The sequence below is a fragment of the Herbidospora solisilvae genome (assembly GCF_009901565.1).
GTDB classification, from domain to species: Bacteria; Actinomycetota; Actinomycetes; order Streptosporangiales; family Streptosporangiaceae; genus Herbidospora; species Herbidospora solisilvae.
Map to the genome: position 1 here is coordinate 203985 of NZ_WXEW01000010.1, position 16283 is coordinate 220267.

Consider the following 16283-nt stretch of genomic DNA (forward strand, 5'->3'; position numbering starts at 1 on the left):
TGGCGTGAGCCAGATGTCCAGCTCCCCAGTCATTCCCGTTCGCACCTTACTGCCCTGGTCGGCGGCGGTGCCCGTACTGCTGATCGTCGCCTATCTGGTGACGATGGACTCGGCGGGGCTGCTCGCGCAGACCGGTGACTTCCTGCATGAGCTCATGCACGACGGTCGTCATCTGCTCGGCGTGCCCTGCCACTGATGATCAAGGACTTCTTCCTCCGGGGCCTCGGCGCCGGAGCCGTCGCCGGGCTGCTCGCGGGACTCTTCGGGTTCCTCGTCGGGGAGCCCTACATCGACCAGGCCATCGCGATCGAGGAGGCCGCCGCCGGTGCGGGGCACTCGCACGCCGACGAACTGGTCAGTCGCGGGGGGCAGGCCTTCGGGTTGTTCCTCGCCACCACCCTCTACGGGCTCGTCATCGGCGGGCAGTTCGCGCTCGTCTACGCCTTCGTCAGAGGCAGGTTCGGGCCCGCGAACGAGCAGACGCTGGCCGTCACGCTGGCGGCCGGGGGGTTCCTGGCCGTCGTGCTCGTCCCGTTCCTCAAGTATCCGGGCAATCCGCCCGCCGTCGGCGACCCGGACACCATCGGGCAGCGGACCGTGCTCTACCTGGTCATGCTCGCCATTGGGCTGCTGGCCCTCGGCGCGGGGGCGGTGATCCACCGGCGGTTCGGGTGGGTCGCGGCCGTCCCGGCCTTCCTGGTGATCGTCGGGGTCGCGTACGCGGTGCTGCCGGGCGTCCAGGAGGTGCCGGCCGGGTTCCCGGCGGTGTTGTTGTGGAACTTCCGGGTGTCGTCGCTGGGCCTGCAGGCCGTGCTCTGGGGCGTGCTCGGATCGGTGTTCGCCCTGTTGTCCGCCCGGCAGCGGGTGCGGGTCTGACCGCGGGCGGGGACGGCGGCCACGCGACCGGCCGCCGCTCCCGCACCGGTTCCACCCTCGCCATGCACGGAGGCGGAGAACCAGAGCCGGCCGGCTCGTGGCGGCTACGGCAACGAGCGGTCATCCGGCGGGCAACCCCTCAGAAGGCCAAGCGAGCGAGTGGTCCAGCGCCACTGATCGAGCAGGAGGCGCTTCGTGAAGGCCGTGCGGGTGACGTTGGTGGCGCATCCCCTGACCGCGAGCCAGCGGGACGGGGCGTTTCCGCCGGCGGACGAGCCTGCCGAGGTCGTCTCGTTCAGCGCGCCGGCCGGGGCCACCCGGGTCGTGCGCGGGCCCGAGGCGCGGTGTGATCTGGTTCCCGGGGCCGAGGTCGTGCCCGAGTTGCGGGATCTCGACGTGGGGAGCTGGGCCGGCATGCGACTGGCCGACGTCGATCCCGCGGAGCTGGCCCAATGGGTCGGGGATCCCGAGGCCGCGCCGCACGGGGGCGAGTCGGTGAACGAACTCCTCGTCAGGGTGCGGGGGTGGCTGGGGCGGCTCGACGGCGGGGCGGTGCTCGCCCTCACCCATCCGGCCGTGGTCCGGGCCGCCGTGTCCGTGGCGACGGGGGCGAACTATCGGCGGGTGGACGTGCCGCCGCTCGGGCGGGCGTCGTTCACCGGCGCGGGTGGCCGGTGGAATCTGCGGTTGCAGTGAAAGGAAGTCGGGAGTGACCTATCCGTTCAGCGCGGTCGTCGGGATGGACGACCTCAAACTGGCGCTCGTCCTGAACGCCGTGTCGCCGCAGGTGGGCGGGGTGCTCGTGCGCGGGGAGAAGGGCACGGCGAAGTCGACGATCGTGCGGGCGCTGGCCGAACTCCTCCCCGCCGTCGACGTCGTGCCGGGGTGCCGGTTCGCCTGTGACCCGGCGGCGCCGTACGGCCGATGCCCCGACGGACCCCACGACGGCGGGAGGGAGACGCGCCGGGCCCGGCTCGTCGAACTGCCCGTCGGCGCGTCGGAGGATCGGCTCGCCGGGTCGCTCGACCTGGAGAAGGCCCTCGCGCACGGGGTCGCGGCCTTCGAGCCGGGGCTGCTGGCCGCGGCGCATCGCGGGGTGCTCTACGTCGACGAGGTCAACCTGCTGCACGACCACCTGGTCGACCTGCTGCTCGACGCCGCCGCGCTCGGCACCTGCTACGTCGAGCGCGAGGGCGTGTCGGTGCGGCACGCCGCGCGTTTCCTGCTGGCCGGGACGATGAACCCCGAGGAGGGGGAGCTGCGACCGCAGCTGCTGGACCGGTTCGGGCTGACGGTCGAGGTCCGGGCGTCGCGTGATCCCGGGGAGCGGGCCGAGGTGATCCGCCGCCGGATGGCCTACGAGCGCGATCCCGACGGGTTCGCCGCCGACTGGGCCGCCCGCGAGGGGGAACTCGCGGCGCGGATCGCCGAGGCGCGCGAGCGGGTGGAGTCGGTACGTCTGCCCGACGCCGCCCTCAAGCAGATCGCGACCGTGTGCGCGGGCTTCGAGGTCGACGGGATGCGCGCCGACCTGGTCACCGCCCACGCGGCGGTCGCACACGCGGCCTGGGCCGGCCGGGACAGGGTCACCACGCGGGACGTCCGGGAAGCGGCCCGCCTCGCCCTGCCCCACCGCCGGCGGCGCGACCCCTTCGACGCACCCGGCCTGGACGAGAACAAGCTGGACGAACTCCTCGACCAGTTCCCGGACGACCCCGACGACACGGACCCGCCCAACGGTCCACAGGGCGAACCAGAAGACAGCACGAACGAGGGCGATCAGCAGCCGCAGGGCGAGACGACGGACCAGCGCCGAGCCGACCAGCCCGAGCCGAACCCGGCGGAACAGAGCCAAGCCCATCAAAGGCGGGCAAACGAAAACTCAGCCGATCAAGGCCTGAACGATCAAGGTCAAGACGAGCCGGGCCAAGCGCGACAGGATCAAACAGACCCGACCCAGGCCGACGCGTTCCAGGTCGCGGGCACCCCCTACAAGGCCCGCCTCTTCTCCGTCCCCGGCGTCGGCGGCGGCGCTCCCGGCCGTCGGTCCCGGGGCCGGTCCGCCAAGGGCCGCACCGTGGGCTCCCGCACCCCGAAGGCCAAGGTCACCCATGTCCACCTGATGGCCACCCTCCGCGCCGCCGCCCGCCGCGGCTGGCGGCAGGGCCCGGTGCGCGCCGCCGACCTGAGGGAGGCCGTCAGGGAAGGCAGGGAGGGCAACCTCGTCCTGTTCGTCGTCGACGCCAGCGGCTCCATGGGCGCCCGCAGGCGCATGGGCGAGGTCAAGACCGCCGTCCTGAGCCTGCTGCTGGATGCCTACCAGCGCCGCGACAAGATCGGCCTGATCACCTTCCGGGGCGACTCCGCCGAACTGGTGCTCCCGCCCACGTCCTCGGTGGAGGCGGGCGCGGCCCGGATGCGCCTGCTGAAGACGGGGGGCCGCACCCCGATCGCCGCCGGTCTGGTCAAGGCCGCCGAGGTCCTGGCGGTGGAGCGGCTCAGGGACCCGGCGCGGCGGCCGCTCGTGGTCGTCGTCACCGACGGCCGGGCCACCTCCGGGGACGCCGACCGTGCCGCCGCCCTCCTCACGGACACCGCCTGCGTCGTCGTCGACTGCGAGTCGGGGCCGGTCCGCCTGGGGCTGGCCGCCCGGCTGGCGGTCCGGCTGGCCGCGCCGGTCGTGGACCTGTCCGATGTCGCCCACGTCATGAAAGCCGCGTGAGATGCCGCAAGGTCAGCCGGAGAACGTCCCGAACGACGGCCTCACCACCCGCCAGCGCCGGACCCGGCCGCTGGTCATCGTGCACACCGGGCCGGGCAAGGGGAAGTCGACCGCCGCCTTCGGTCTGGCGCTGCGCGCCTGGAACCAGGGGTGGCCCATCGGGGTCTTCCAGTTCGTCAAGTCCGCCAAGTGGCGGGTGGGCGAGGAGGCCGCGTTGAAGGCGCTGGGCGAGATCGGGCCGCCGGTCGCCTGGCACAAGATGGGCGACGGCTGGTCGTGGATCCGCAAGTCCGACGACGACCACGCCGCCAACGCCCGTGAGGGCTGGGCGCAGATCAAGCGGGATCTCGCCGCCGAGACGTACCGGCTGCTGGTGCTGGACGAGTTCACGTACCCCATCAAATGGGGGTGGATCCCGGTCGAGGACGTCATCACGACCCTGCGCGACCGGCCGGGGTCGCAACACGTCGTCATCACCGGCCGGGACGCCCACCCCGACCTGGTCGCCTTCGCCGACCTCGTCACCGAGATGACCAAGGTCCGTCACCCGATGGACGCCGGGCAGAAGGGCCAGAGGGGCATCGAATGGTAGCCCGGCTGGTCGTCGCGGCGCCGTCGTCGGGAGCGGGCAAGACGACGATCGCGACCGGCCTGATGGCCGCCCTGGTCCAGGCCGGCCTGACCGTCTCGCCGCACAAGGCGGGACCCGACTACATCGATCCGGGCTACCACGCCCTGGCGACCGGACGGCCCGGCCGCAACCTCGACCCATTCCTGACCGGCGAGGATCTGGTCGCGCCGCTCTTCCTCCACGGCGCGCGCGACGCCGACATCGCGATCGTCGAAGGCGTCATGGGCCTGTTCGACGGGCTGCCCGACGGCTACGCCTCCACCGCCCACGTGGCGCGGCTGATCGACGCCCCGGTGGTCCTGGTCGTCGACGCGACCGGGCAGGGGCAGTCGGTCGCCGCGCTGGTGCACGGCTTCGCCGGGTTCGACACGCGGGTGCGGATCGGCGGCGTGATCCTCAACCGGGTCGGGTCCGACCGCCACGAGGAGGTGTGCCGGGCCGCGCTCGACCACAGCGGCGTGCCGGTCCTCGGCGTCATCAGGCGCACGCCGGGCATCGAGACCCCGTCGCGCCACCTCGGCCTGATCCCCGTCGCCGAACGCCGCCGCGAGGCCGTGGAGGCGGTGGCGCGCCTGGGCGACCTGGTCAGGGAGGGTTGCGATCTGAAGGCGCTGGTCCGGCTAGCCCACACCGCCCCCGCGTCGGCCGGAGAAGCGTGGAGTCCCGAGGCGGCCCTTGCGGGCTGTTCGGGCGATGCCGCCCAGAACGCCGCGAAGACGGGCGAGCACCGTGCGGAGCACCGCACGACGACGAAGGTCGCCGTCGCCGGGGGGCCCGCGTTCACCTTCGGCTACGCCGAGCAGACGGAACTCCTCGAAGCGGCGGGCGCGGAGGTCGTGCCCTTCGACCCGCTGCGCGACGAACGACTGCCCGAGGGCGCCGGCGGCCTGATCCTCCCCGGCGGCTTCCCCGAGATGCACGTCCACGACCTGGCCGCCAACGAGCCGCTCAAGCGGGAGATCGCCGCGTTCGGCGGCCCGATCCTGGCCGAGTGCGGCGGCCTGCTCTACCTGGCCCGCGAGCTCGACGGCCACCCCATGGTCGGCCGGATCGACGCCAAGGCGGAGATGTCGCCCAGGCTCACCCTCGGCTACCGCGACGCCGTCGTCACCCGCGACACGATCATCGGCCGAGCCGGGGAACGCGTCCGGGGGCACGAGTTCCACCGGACCGTCACCGATCTGCCCGGTGAGCGGGTCTACCGCTGGCGCGGCGGCGCCGACGGGTACGCTGCCGGGCGGATCCTGGCGTCCTACCTGCACCTTCACTGGGCGGGCACGCCGGAGGCAGCGACCCGTTTCGTCAAGGAGTGCGGATGAGCTTCGAGGAGTTCTGGACCGAGCGGCACCTGTGCACGCTCACGACCCTGCGGGCCGACGGCACGCCCCACGTGGTGCCCGTCGGGGTGACCCTCGACGGCGACACCGCCCGGGTCATCACCAGCGCGACCTCGCAGAAGGTGCGCAACGTCCGGAACGGCGGGAACCACGTGGCGGTCTGCCAGGTCGACGGGGCCCGCTGGTCGACCCTGGAGGGCGTCGCGACCGTCAACGACGACCCCGGGGCGGTCGCGCACGCGGTGCGGCTCTACACGGCCCGCTACCGCGCGCCGAGGCCCAATCCGCTGCGGGTCGTCATCGAGATCAAGATCACTCGTGAGCTGGGGAACGTGCGGCGTGACTGACGTGGTGGTCGTCGGCGTCGGGGCCGACGGCTGGGCGGGCCTGGGGGAACCGGCCCGGGAGGCCGTCGCGAAGGCGGAGGTCGTGGCCGGCTCCGCACGCCAGCTCGCGCTGCTCCCCGAGGTGCCGGGGGAGCTGCGGCCCTGGCCGTCCCCGCTGCTGCCGGCCCTGCGGGAGCTGCTCGGCAGCGGCCGGCGGGTCTGCGTGCTGGCCAGCGGCGACCCCATGCACTTCGGCATCGGCGCGACCATCGCCCGTCTGGGCGTGCCCGGCGTGCGGGTGATCCCGCATCCGTCGTCGGTGTCGCTGGCGTGCGCGCGGCTCGGCTGGCCCGTCGAGTCGGTCACGGTCGTCAGCATGGTCGGCCGCCCGCTCGCCGCCGTCTTCGCGCCCGGCCGCCGCTTCATCGTGCTCAGCGAGGGGAGCGGCTCTCCCGCCGCCGTGGCCCGCGCCCTCGAAGCCGGGGGGTACGACCAGAGCGCGCTCACCGTCCTGGAACGACTCGGCGGGCCGGGGGAGCGGGTCGGCCCCCTCCGCGACGACGTCGACCCGCTGAACGTGGTGGCGGTGGAGTGCCGGTCGGCCGACCCGCTGCCGATCGTGCCCGGCCTGCCCGACGACGCCTACGACCACGACGGCCAGCTCACCAAACGTGAGGTCAGGGCCGTGGTCATGGCCTTCCTGCGGCCGAACGGCCTGTTGTGGGACGTCGGCGGCGGCGCGGGCAGCGTCGCGATCGAGTGGATGCGCGCCGACCGCGCCTGCCGCGCGGTGAGCGTCGAACGCGACCCCGTCAGGGCGGCCCGCATCGCGGGGAACGCCGCGCGGCTGGGCGTACCGGACCTGAAGGTCGTCACCGGGGCGGCCCCGCACGCCCTCGCCGGGCTCGACCCGCCCGACGCCGTCTTCATCGGCGGCGGCCTGACCGCCGAGGGCGTCCCGGAGACGTGCTGGCGGGCGCTCGGGCCCGGCGGCCGCCTGGTGGCGACGGCCGTCACCGTGGAGTCGGAGGCCGTCCTGGCGGCCTGGCACCGTGAGCACGGCGGCGACCTCACCCGCCTGTCGGTCAGCCGGGCCGCGCCGGTCGGCGGGTTCACCGGCTGGCGTCCCGCAATGCCGGTGACGATCTGGTCAGCGAGAAAGGACCTCACGTGATCCGCTTCGTCGGCGCCGGACCCGGCGCGGCCGACCTCATCACCGTGCGCGGGCAGCGGGTGATCGAGACCTCCCCGGTCTGCCTGTACGCCGGTTCGCTCGTCCCCGCCGAACTGCTGGACCGGTGCCCACCGGGGGCCAGGATCGTGGACACGGCGAACCTGAACCTCGGGCAGATCCTGGCCGAGATGACCCGCGCCCACGAGCAGGGCCTCGACGTGGCCCGGCTGCACTCGGGCGACCCGTCGGTCTTCAGCGCCATGGCCGAGCAGATGCGGCGGCTCGACGCGGCCGGTGTGCCCTACGAGGTGGTGCCAGGAGTCCCGGCCTTCGCCGCCGCCGCGGCGTCGCTCAGACGAGAGCTGACGGTCCCCGGGGTGGCCCAGACGATCATCCTGACGCGGACCTCCGAGCGTGCCACCCCCATGCCGCCGGGGGAGGACCTCACCACGCTCGGCCGGTCGAGGGCGACGATGGTGCTCCACCTGGCCGTCCAGCGCATCGAGCCGGTGACGGCGGAACTGGCCGGCAGCTACGGCTCCGACTGCCCGGTGGCCGTGATCGCCTACGCCTCCCGCGCTGATGAAGTCATCATCAGGGGGACGCTGGGCGATATTTCGGACATGGTGCGTGCGGCAGGCGTGAAGCGAACGGCGGTCATCATCGTCGGCCGGGTCCTGACGGCGGCTCAGTTCCCCGACAGCCACCTGTACTCGGTGGCACGCGCCCGTTAGTCCGCATCAAGGCCGCGCCGGGCAACATTTCCGAAATGTCGCCCTACGCCACTCCATCGACCCAGTCGGCCGCCTCGGCCACCGTCTCGACGTAGGGCACCTCCGGGGGGACCGGCGGGCGGCGCACCATCACGACCGGGACGCCCAGCTCGCGGGCGGCCCGCAGTTTGGCGCGGGTCAGCTCGCCGCCGCTGTCCTTGGTCACCAGGGTGTCGATCCGGTGCTCGCGCATGAGGGCCAGCTCGCCGTCGAGGGTGTAGGGCCCCCGCGAGAGCACGACCTCCATCGACACCGGGTCGTCGGGCGGGTCGACCGACCGCGCCAGGAACCACACCCCGGGAACGCCGTCGAAGACCGGCAGGCTCCGGCGCCCGGTGGTCAGGAACACCCGCTTCCCGGGCAGCGACCGGGCCGCCTCCTCCAGCGAGGAGACCCACCGCCAGTCGTCGCCGGGCTCCTGCGTCCAGCCCGGCCGCCGCAGCCCCAGCAGCGGGATGCCCGTCATGCCCGCCGCCTCGGCCGCCGCCTCGGACATCCGCGCCGCGAACGGATGGGTCGCGTCGACGACCACGTCGACCGGATGCTCCCAGAGCCAGCGGGCCAGTCCGAGCGACCCGCCGAACCCCCCGATGACGACCGCCCCCACGGGCAGCCGGGGCGCCTTGACCCGGCCCGCCAGCGAGGTCACCACGACGTGTTCGGGGTGCAGCCGGGCCGCCAGTTCGCGGGCCTCGGCCGTGCCCCCGAGGATGAAGACGCGTTTCATGCCGGATAGCGGCGCGGCGTGAACACCACGTCGCCGGCCACGCGTGTGGTCGAGGAACCGATGATGAGCAGGCAGCGCATGTCCACCTCCGCCGGGTCGAGGTCGCCGAGGGTCGTCACCACGATTGTCTCCTGAGGCGTGCCCACCGCGCGCCCGACGACGACGGGCGTGTGCGCCGGGCGGTGTTCGAGCAGCAGGTCGCGGGCCACCCCGACCTGCCAGGTGCGGGTCTTGGACGCCGGATTGTAGATCGCCAGGACCAGGTCGGCGGCGGCCGCGGCGGAGATCCGCCGCGCGACAACGTCCCATGGCTTGAGCTGGTCGGACAGGGAGATCACGCAGTAGTCGTGGCCGAGCGGCGCGCCGACCCGGGCGGCCACCGCGTGCGCGGCCGTCAGCCCCGGCACGACCCTGACCGGCACGCCCGTGAACCGCTCCTGGGTGGCGGCCTCCAGCACGGCCGAGGCCATCGCGAACACGCCCGGGTCGCCCGACGACACCACCGCGACCCGCGATCCGGCCAGGGCCAGCGAGAGGGCGTGCTCGGCCCGTTCGGCCTCGACCCGGTTGTCGGTGGCGTGCCGCTTCTGGCGCGGGTTCGGCGGGACGCGGTCGAGGTAGGGGCCGTAGCCGACGAGCTCGTCGGCGGTCGCCAGGGCGTCCTGGGCCTCGGGGGTCAGCCAGGGGCGTCCGGCCGGGCCGAGGCCGACCACGGCCACCTCGCCGGGGCCCTCGTGACGCGGGTGCTCGGGCAGCGGGAGCGGGGCGCCGACCGGGGAGGGCAACAGCGCGAGGGAGAAGTAGGGCACCGAGTCGGGGTCGACGTCGCGCAGCGGCGCCAGGCGCTGGGCGCCGGTGGTGGCGCGCTCGACGTACCAGGCGTCGTCGAGGCGGCCCGCCTCCTCCAGGGCGGCGCGGACCTTGGTGAACGTCCGGCCCAGCTTCATGATCGCGACCGGGCCGGCGCCGATCCGGGCCGCCAGCTCCTCGGGCGGAAGGGTGCCCGGCAGCACCGTCAGCGTCTCGTCGCGCTCGACCAGGGGGCGGCCCAGTGCCGCCGCCGCGCCGCTGATCGAGGTCACGCCCGGGACGACCTCGGTCGGGTAGCGGCCCGCCAGGCGTTTGTGCATGTGCATGTACGACCCGTAGAACAGCGGGTCGCCCTCGCACAGCACCACCACGTCGCGGCCCGCGTCGAGGTGGACGGCCAGGCGGGCGGCGCAGGCGGCGTAGAACTCGTCGAGGGCGCCCTGGTAGCCGCCCGGGTGGTCGGTCGTCTCCGTGGTCACCGGGTACACCAGGGCCTCTTCGATCTGGCCCTCGCGCAGGTAGGGGGCGGCGACCGAGCGGGCGATGCTGCGGCCGTGCCGGGCGCTGTGGTAGGCGATCACCCCCGCCTCGCCGAGCAGCCGGGCCGCCTTCACGGTCACCAGTTCGGGGTCGCCGGGGCCGAGGCCCACGCCATAGAGCGTTCCGGTCATCATTCCTCGTCACTGGCGAGGGCGTTCAGGGCCGCCGCCGTCATCGCGCTGCCGCCTCGGCGGCCGCGTACCACCAGAAACTCCAGGTCGGACGCCGCCAGGGCGTCCTTCGACTCGGCCGCGCCGATGAAGCCCACGGGGATGCCGACCACCGCCGCCGGGGCGGGCGCCCCCTCGGCCACCATCTCCAGCAGCCGGAACAGGGCCGTCGGCGCGTTGCCGACCGCGACCACCGCGCCGCCGAGACGGTCGCGCCAGAGCTCCAGCGCCGCCGCGCTGCGGGTGGTGCCCAGGTCCGCCGCCAGGGCGGGCACCCGCGGGTCGGCGAGGGTGCAGATCACCTCGTTCGCGGCCGGGAGCCGCCTGCGGGTGACCCCCGCCGCGACCATGTTGGCGTCGCAGAGGATGGGCGCGCCCGCCTCCAGCGCCGTGCGGGCCGCCGCGACGACCCCGCCGGACCAGGCCATGTCGCCCGGCAGGTCGACCATGCCGCAGGCGTGGATCATGCGGACCGCGACCCGCGCCACGTCGGGCGGGAGGGCCGACAGGTCGGCCTCGGCGCGGATGGTGGCGAAGGACCGGCGGTAGATCTCCGCCCCGTCCTTGATGTAGGTCACGGTGTGCTCCGCTGGTAGCCGGACGGGGTGGCGATCATGTCCACGACCTCGCCCCGGGGCCGGCCGCACCGCCGCGCGCAGCCGGACCAGTGGACGGGCACGCCGATGGGCGTCGCGTCGCGCTGGACGTCGCTCAGCGACTTCGCGCAGCCCGGCCGGCCGGTGCAGGCGGTGACGTGGAGCCGGGGATCGTGGGGGTCGGTGACGAGCCCGTCGGGCAACCGGGCGCCCTTGGGGACCAGGACGGTGCGCCACGGGGTGACGCGCAACCATTCGGTCTCGGCCAGGACGTCCGCCTGCCGCGTGGTCAACCGGCCCAGGGGGACCAGCACGCCGGTCGTGTCGCCGAAGTCGCCGACGTATCCGCTGGTCCGGGGCGTGGGGAGGGTCGCAGGGACGCCGGGGAAGGCGCCGTCGGGGATGCGCCAGGCGCCGTCGGAGACCTTCAGGAAGTTCTGTGCCACTGTGACCGCCTCGTGGACGGCCTCGGCGGGCGGGAGCCGTAACCGGAGATCGGTTGTCCCCGCGACGACGGCGAAGCGGTCGCCGCGGGACATCAGCAGCACGTCGGCGCCCAGCCCCGCCACGTCGCCCGAGCCGTCGTCGACCGCGAACAGGAACCGGCCCGACAACCCGGCCAGCTCCGGCGCCGCGCAGACCGCCTCGTCTAGCGCCCGGACCAGCCCGCGGAAGGCGGCCGAACCGTTCAGCGGCGAGGCCACGATGTTGCGCACCCGCTCGTGCGACGGCGAGGGCAGCAGCCCCGCCGCCGCGACCGCCTCGGCGAAGGCCGCCGGGTCCCGCACGCCTCTGACCTGGATGTTCGCCCGTGACGTCAGCTCCAGCACGCCCCCTCCGGAGGCCGCGAGCACGCCGAGCTGGCCCCCCGTCAGGTCGCCCCCGGGCAGCCGGACCCGGGCCAGCGGCCCGTCGGCGGCGGGGTGGACCTGCAGCGCGCCGGGGCAGGCGTCGCGCGAGGATTGTCCGGTAATGGCCACGTCGAGGATGGTAAAGCCCACCGTGGGTCTTGCAAGCCGGGGGAGTCCCGTAGTCTCATCGGGCGACGGCACAAACGAGGAAGCCGGTGTGAATCCGGCGCGGTCCCGCCACTGTCACCGGGGAGCGAACCCCACCGACGGCCACTGTCACAGGGAAGGCCGGGGTGAGCCCTGATCCGGGAGCCAGGAGACTCGGCCGTCACCTGGACAGACGACCCGGGGCGCGGACCCCGAGGGAGGGCCTCGCCATGATCGTTTTGCTGTCGACCTCGGACACCGACCTGCTGAGCGCCCGCGCGAGCGGCGCCCCCTACCGCCTGGCGAACCCCTCCCGGACCCCCGACCCGGCCGCGTTACTCGACGGCGCCGACGTGGTCGTGGTGCGCCTGCTGGGCGGCCGGCGGGCCTACGAAGAGGGCCTGGACGCCGTGCTGGCCAGCGGCAAGCCCGTCGTGGTGCTGGGCGGCGAGCAGGCCCCTGACGCCGAGCTGATGGAACTCTCCACCGTGCCCAGCGGGGTGTGCGCGGAGGCCCACGCCTACCTGGCCCACGGCGGCCCGTCGAACCTGGCCGAGCTGCACCACTTCCTCAGCGACACCCTGCTCCTGACCGGCAACGGCTTCGCCCCGCCGGCGGCGCTGCCCTCCTGGGGCCTCGGCGACGCCATCGACGGCGAGGGGCCGGTCGTGGGCATCCTCTACTACCGCGCCCACCACGTCGCCGGAAACACCGCCTTCATCCGGACCCTGTCCGAAGCCATCCGGGACAAGGGCGCCCGCCCGCTCCCGGTCTTCTGCGCCTCCCTGCGCACCGCCGAGCCCGGCCTGATCGAGACCCTGCGGCAGTGCGACGCCCTGATCGTCACCGTCCTGGCCGCGGGCGGCACCCGTCCCGCCACCGCGCAGGCGGGCGGCGAGGACGAGGCCTGGGACGTCGGCGCCCTCGCCGACCTCGACATCCCGATCCTCCAGGGCCTGTGCCTCACCACCGACCGGGCCACCTGGGAGGCCGCCGACGACGGGCTGTCCCCGCTCGACGCCGCCTCGCAGATCGCCATCCCCGAGTTCGACGGCCGCATCATCACGGTCCCGTTCTCGTTCAAGGAGATCGACCCCGACGGGCTCACCGTCTACGCCGCCGACCCCGAGCGCGCCGCGCGGGTGGCCGGCGTGGCGGTCCGGCACGCCCGCCTGCGCCACATCCCCGTCGGCGAGCGCCGGGTGGCGATCATGTTGTCGGCCTACCCGACCAAGCACTCCCGCATCGGCAACGCCGTCGGCCTCGACACCCCGCGCAGCGTCGTCAGGCTGCTGAAGGCCATGGGCGAGGCCGGATACTCGATCGGCGACTTCCCGGGCGTGGCCGCCCAGGACGGCGACGCCCTCATCCACGCCCTGATCGCCGCCGGTGGCCAGGACCCCGACTGGCTCACCGACGAGCAGCTCGTCGGCAACCCGGTCCGCATCCACAAGGACGACTACCGGGCCCACTTCGACACCCTCCCGGCCGACCTCCGCGAGGCGATGGAACACCACTGGGGCCCGCCCCCGGGCGAGTTGTTCGTCGACGGCGACGACATCGTCCTGGCCGCCCTCCAGGACGGCAACCTCGTCGTCATGGTCCAGCCGCCGCGCGGCTTCGGCGAGAACCCCATCGCCATCTACCACGACCCCGATCTGCCGCCGAGCCACCACTTCCTGGCCGCCTACCACTGGCTCTCGTCCCGGTACGACGCCGTCGTGCACGTCGGCAAACACGGCAACCTCGAATGGCTGCCCGGCAAGTCGGCCGGCCTGTCGGCCGCCTGCGGCCCCGACGCCGCGCTGGGCGACCTCCCGCTGGTATACCCCTTCCTCGTGAACGACCCGGGCGAGGGCACCCAGGCCAAACGCCGCGCCCACGCCACCCTGGTCGACCACCTGGTCCCGCCGATGGCCCGCGCCGACACCTACGGCGACATGGCCCGGCTGGAGCAGCTCCTCGACGAGCACGCCTCCATCGCCGCCATGGACCCGGCCAAGCTCCCCGCGATCCGCGCCCAGATCTGGACGCTCATCCAGGCCGCCCGCCTCGACCACGACCTCGGCCTCGACGACCGCCCCCACGACGCCGAGTTCGACGACTTCCTGCTGCACGTCGACGGCTGGTTGTGCGAGGTCAAGGACGTCCAGATCCGCGACGGCCTGCACGTCCTGGGCCAGGTCCCCTCCGGGGAAGCGAGGGTCGACCTGGTGCTGGCGATCCTGCGCGCCCGCCAGATGTGGGCCGGAGACCAGGCCCTCCCCGGCCTGCGCGAGGCCCTGGGCCTGACCGAGAACGGCGACGCCCGGACCGACGTCGACGTCGCCGAGGCCAAGGCCCGCGAGCTGGTCGTCGCGATGGAGGCGGCCGGCTGGGACCCCGCCGCGGTCACCGCCGAGGGCGCCGTCGGCGACATCCTGCGCTTCGCCGCGACCGAGATCGTCCCCCGCCTGAACGGCACCGCCGACGAGATCACCAACGTCCTGCACGCCCTGGACGGCGGCTACGTCCCCGCCGGCCCCAGCGGTTCGCCGCTGCGCGGCCTGGTCAACGTGCTGCCGACCGGCCGCAACTTCTACTCCGTCGACCCCAAGGCGGTGCCCAGCCGCCTGGCCTGGGAGACCGGCCAGGCGATGGCCGACTCGCTCGTCGAGCGCTACCGGGCCGACACGGGGGAGTGGCCCCGCTCGGTCGGCCTGTCGATCTGGGGCACCAGCGCCATGCGCACCTCCGGTGACGACGTCGCCGAGGTCCTCGCCCTGCTGGGCGTGCGCCCGGTCTGGGACGACGCCTCCCGCCGCGTCACCGGCCTGGAGGTCGTCCCGGCCGGGGAACTGGGCCGCCCTCGCGTGGACGTCACCGTCCGCATCAGCGGCTTCTTCCGCGACGCCTTCCCCCACGTGGTGGCGCTCATGGACGACGCGGTCAAGCTGGTGGCCGACCTGGACGAGGCGGACAACTACGTCCGCGACCACGTCAGGGCAGACGGCTCGACGCTGCGCGTCTTCGGCTCGGCCCCCGGCGCCTACGGAGCCGGTCTGCTGCCGCTGATCGACAGCCGCACCTGGCGCGACGACCGCGACCTCGCCGAGGTCTACGCCGTGTGGGGCGGCTTCGCCTACGGCCGGGGCGTGGACGGCGTGCCGGCGCGGGAGGCGATGGAGGCGGCGTACAGGAGGATCAACGTCGCGGCCAAGAACGTCGACACCCGCGAGCACGACATCGCCGACTCCGACGACTACTTCCAGTACCACGGCGGCATGATCGCCACCGTCCGCGCCCTCACCGGACGCGACCCGAAGGCCTACATCGGCGACTCGACCCGGCCCGACGCGGTCCGCACCCGCAGCCTCACCGAGGAGACCAGCCGCGTCTTCCGCGCCCGGGTGGTCAACCCGCGCTGGCTGGCCGCCATGCGCCGCCACGGATACAAGGGCGCCTTCGAACTGGCCGCCACCGTCGACTACCTGTTCGGCTACGACGCCACCACCGGCGTGGTCGCCGACTGGATGTACGACAAGATCGCCGCCACCTACGTCCTCGACGAGGAGAACCGCACCTTCCTCAGCGAGTCGAACCCCTGGGCCCTGCACGGCATCGCCGAGCGCCTGCTGGAGGCGGCCGGACGCGGCATGTGGGCCGAGCCCGACCCCGAGATCATCGCCGCGCTCCGGCAGGCCTTCCTGGAGGCCGAGGGCGACCTGGAAGCTACATCGTGAAGGCGTCGGGCGGCAGGTAGTCGGCCCGCCGCCCCGGCGTCGCCGCCGCGATGCCCTCACGGTGTAACAGGCCCGCCAGCAGCAACGACACGTCCTTGCCGGGCAGCCGGTCGCGGGCCCGCCGCCGCAGCAGCCCGTCGAGCACGGGCACGAGCGGCCCCGCCTTCGAGGGCGGGTCGGGGTCGCGGGTGGTGGCCAGGCCGAGCACCGACATGGCCGTGCCGAGGAAGGGCGGCCGCCCCTCGACGGCGGTGTAGATGGTCGCGCCCAGCGACCAAAGGTCGGCCGCCGGGGTGGCCGGGCCGCCGCTCATGCGTTCGGGCGCGATGAAGTCGACCGTGCGGGTGACCGGGACGGTCGTCGGCGCCGCCGCCTCGTGTTCGAGGGCCGCGATGCCGAAGTCGGTCAGCACCACCCGGTCGCCGGTCAGCAGCACGTTGGCCGGCTTGATGTCGCCGTGGACGACCCCGGCGTCGTGAGCGTGCCGGACGCCGGCGAGGAGCTGGTAGCCGATCCACGCCGACCAGTGGACCGGCAGCGAGCCCAGGTGCTCGATGGTCTGCTGGAGGGTCAGCCCTTCGAGGAATTCGGTCACGATGTAGAGGCGGCCGTTCTCCTCCAGCAGGTCGTGGACCGTGATGATGGCCGGGTGGCTGAGCCGGGCCGCCGACCGGGCCTCGTTGAGCGCCTTGCGGCGGGCCAGCTCCATGTCGGGACGGTCGGTGCGGTAGGGCGGCTGGACTTCCTTGATCGCGACGTCGCGCTTCAGCAGCAGGTCGTGGGCCTGCCACATGATGCCCGAGCCGTCACGGCGGATCGGGATGGTGAGCTGGTAGCGGCCACCCAGCAGCGTCTGCTTCGCGCGCTCGGGTTTCACCGGC

General features: G+C 73.8%; 15 protein-coding genes and 1 riboswitch. Of the genes, 10 read left to right on the plus strand and 5 right to left on the minus strand.

The window, feature by feature from the left end; all coding sequences use genetic code 11:
• Window positions 1-13 precede the first annotated feature (13 nt).
• The 9 genes from GT755_RS31510 (at window position 14) to cobM (ending at window position 7800) form a co-directional block, all read left to right on the plus strand.
• Complete coding sequence (locus GT755_RS31510) at window positions 14-196, plus strand: CbtB domain-containing protein (RefSeq protein ID WP_051759763.1); 183 nt, start codon at window positions 14-16, stop codon at window positions 194-196.
• Entirely contained in the window at window positions 196-876 is a 681-nt protein-coding gene (locus GT755_RS31515) for a CbtA family protein (RefSeq protein ID WP_161483217.1), read from the plus strand. Before GT755_RS31510 ends, GT755_RS31515 begins: the two co-directional genes overlap by 1 nt.
• A 195-nt stretch (window positions 877-1071) precedes the next feature.
• Window positions 1072-1572, plus strand: coding sequence for a histidine phosphatase family protein (locus GT755_RS40780; protein ID WP_161483218.1), 501 nt, complete (start codon window positions 1072-1074; stop codon window positions 1570-1572).
• Between the two features lie 43 nt (window positions 1573-1615).
• Window positions 1616-3598, plus strand: a complete 1983-nt coding sequence (locus GT755_RS31525; RefSeq protein WP_161483419.1) for a VWA domain-containing protein — start codon at window positions 1616-1618, stop codon at window positions 3596-3598.
• Window position 3599: 1 nt separating this feature from the next.
• Window positions 3600-4190: a cob(I)yrinic acid a,c-diamide adenosyltransferase gene (gene cobO, locus GT755_RS31530; RefSeq protein ID WP_161483219.1), complete on the plus strand. Its 591-nt coding sequence runs from the start codon at window positions 3600-3602 to the stop codon at window positions 4188-4190.
• Window positions 4184-5548: a cobyrinate a,c-diamide synthase gene (locus tag GT755_RS31535; RefSeq protein ID WP_161483220.1), complete on the plus strand. Its 1365-nt coding sequence runs from the start codon at window positions 4184-4186 to the stop codon at window positions 5546-5548. Before cobO ends, GT755_RS31535 begins: the two co-directional genes overlap by 7 nt.
• Window positions 5545-5913, plus strand: a complete 369-nt coding sequence (locus GT755_RS31540; protein ID WP_161483221.1) for a PPOX class F420-dependent oxidoreductase — start codon at window positions 5545-5547, stop codon at window positions 5911-5913. Before GT755_RS31535 ends, GT755_RS31540 begins: the two co-directional genes overlap by 4 nt.
• Window positions 5906-7066, plus strand: coding sequence for a precorrin-6y C5,15-methyltransferase (decarboxylating) subunit CbiE (gene cbiE / locus GT755_RS31545; protein ID WP_161483222.1), 1161 nt, complete (start codon window positions 5906-5908; stop codon window positions 7064-7066). Before GT755_RS31540 ends, cbiE begins: the two co-directional genes overlap by 8 nt.
• The gene (gene cobM, locus GT755_RS31550; RefSeq protein WP_328794614.1) at window positions 7063-7800 is read left to right on the plus strand and encodes a precorrin-4 C(11)-methyltransferase; all 738 of its coding nucleotides are present in this window, start codon (window positions 7063-7065) and stop codon (window positions 7798-7800) included. Before cbiE ends, cobM begins: the two co-directional genes overlap by 4 nt.
• 43 nt (window positions 7801-7843) lie before the next feature.
• Here cobM and GT755_RS31555 read toward each other — a convergent pair whose 3' ends face one another.
• From GT755_RS31555 to GT755_RS31570, 4 genes are read right to left on the minus strand one after another with little or no spacing between them, the layout of a single operon-like run.
• On the minus strand, window positions 7844-8566 hold the full coding sequence (locus GT755_RS31555; RefSeq protein WP_161483223.1) for a cobalt-precorrin-6A reductase: 723 nt from the start codon (window positions 8564-8566) through the stop codon (window positions 7844-7846).
• Window positions 8563-10047, minus strand: a complete 1485-nt coding sequence (locus GT755_RS31560; RefSeq protein ID WP_161483224.1) for a precorrin-2 C(20)-methyltransferase — start codon at window positions 10045-10047, stop codon at window positions 8563-8565. The genes GT755_RS31555 and GT755_RS31560 overlap by 4 nt, the downstream gene beginning before the upstream one ends.
• Entirely contained in the window at window positions 10047-10664 is a 618-nt protein-coding gene (locus GT755_RS31565) for a precorrin-8X methylmutase (protein WP_161483225.1), read from the minus strand. Before GT755_RS31565 ends, GT755_RS31560 begins: the two co-directional genes overlap by 1 nt.
• The gene (locus GT755_RS31570; RefSeq protein WP_161483226.1) at window positions 10661-11662 is read right to left on the minus strand and encodes a precorrin-3B synthase; all 1002 of its coding nucleotides are present in this window, start codon (window positions 11660-11662) and stop codon (window positions 10661-10663) included. The genes GT755_RS31565 and GT755_RS31570 overlap by 4 nt, the downstream gene beginning before the upstream one ends.
• Before the next feature lie 49 nt (window positions 11663-11711).
• Window positions 11712-11877: riboswitch (cobalamin riboswitch) on the plus strand.
• A gap of 33 nt (window positions 11878-11910) precedes the next feature.
• On the opposite strand from GT755_RS31570, the gene cobN reads away from it, so the two are divergent.
• Complete coding sequence (gene cobN, locus GT755_RS31575; RefSeq protein ID WP_161483227.1) at window positions 11911-15402, plus strand: cobaltochelatase subunit CobN; 3492 nt, start codon at window positions 11911-11913, stop codon at window positions 15400-15402.
• Here cobN and GT755_RS31580 read toward each other — a convergent pair.
• Window positions 15392-16279 (minus strand): serine/threonine-protein kinase, encoded by an 888-nt coding sequence (locus tag GT755_RS31580; RefSeq protein ID WP_285587115.1) that lies wholly within the window; start codon window positions 16277-16279, stop codon window positions 15392-15394. The two genes, cobN and GT755_RS31580, sit on opposite strands and share 11 nt — an antisense overlap.
• Window positions 16280-16283: the final 4 nt, after the last annotated feature.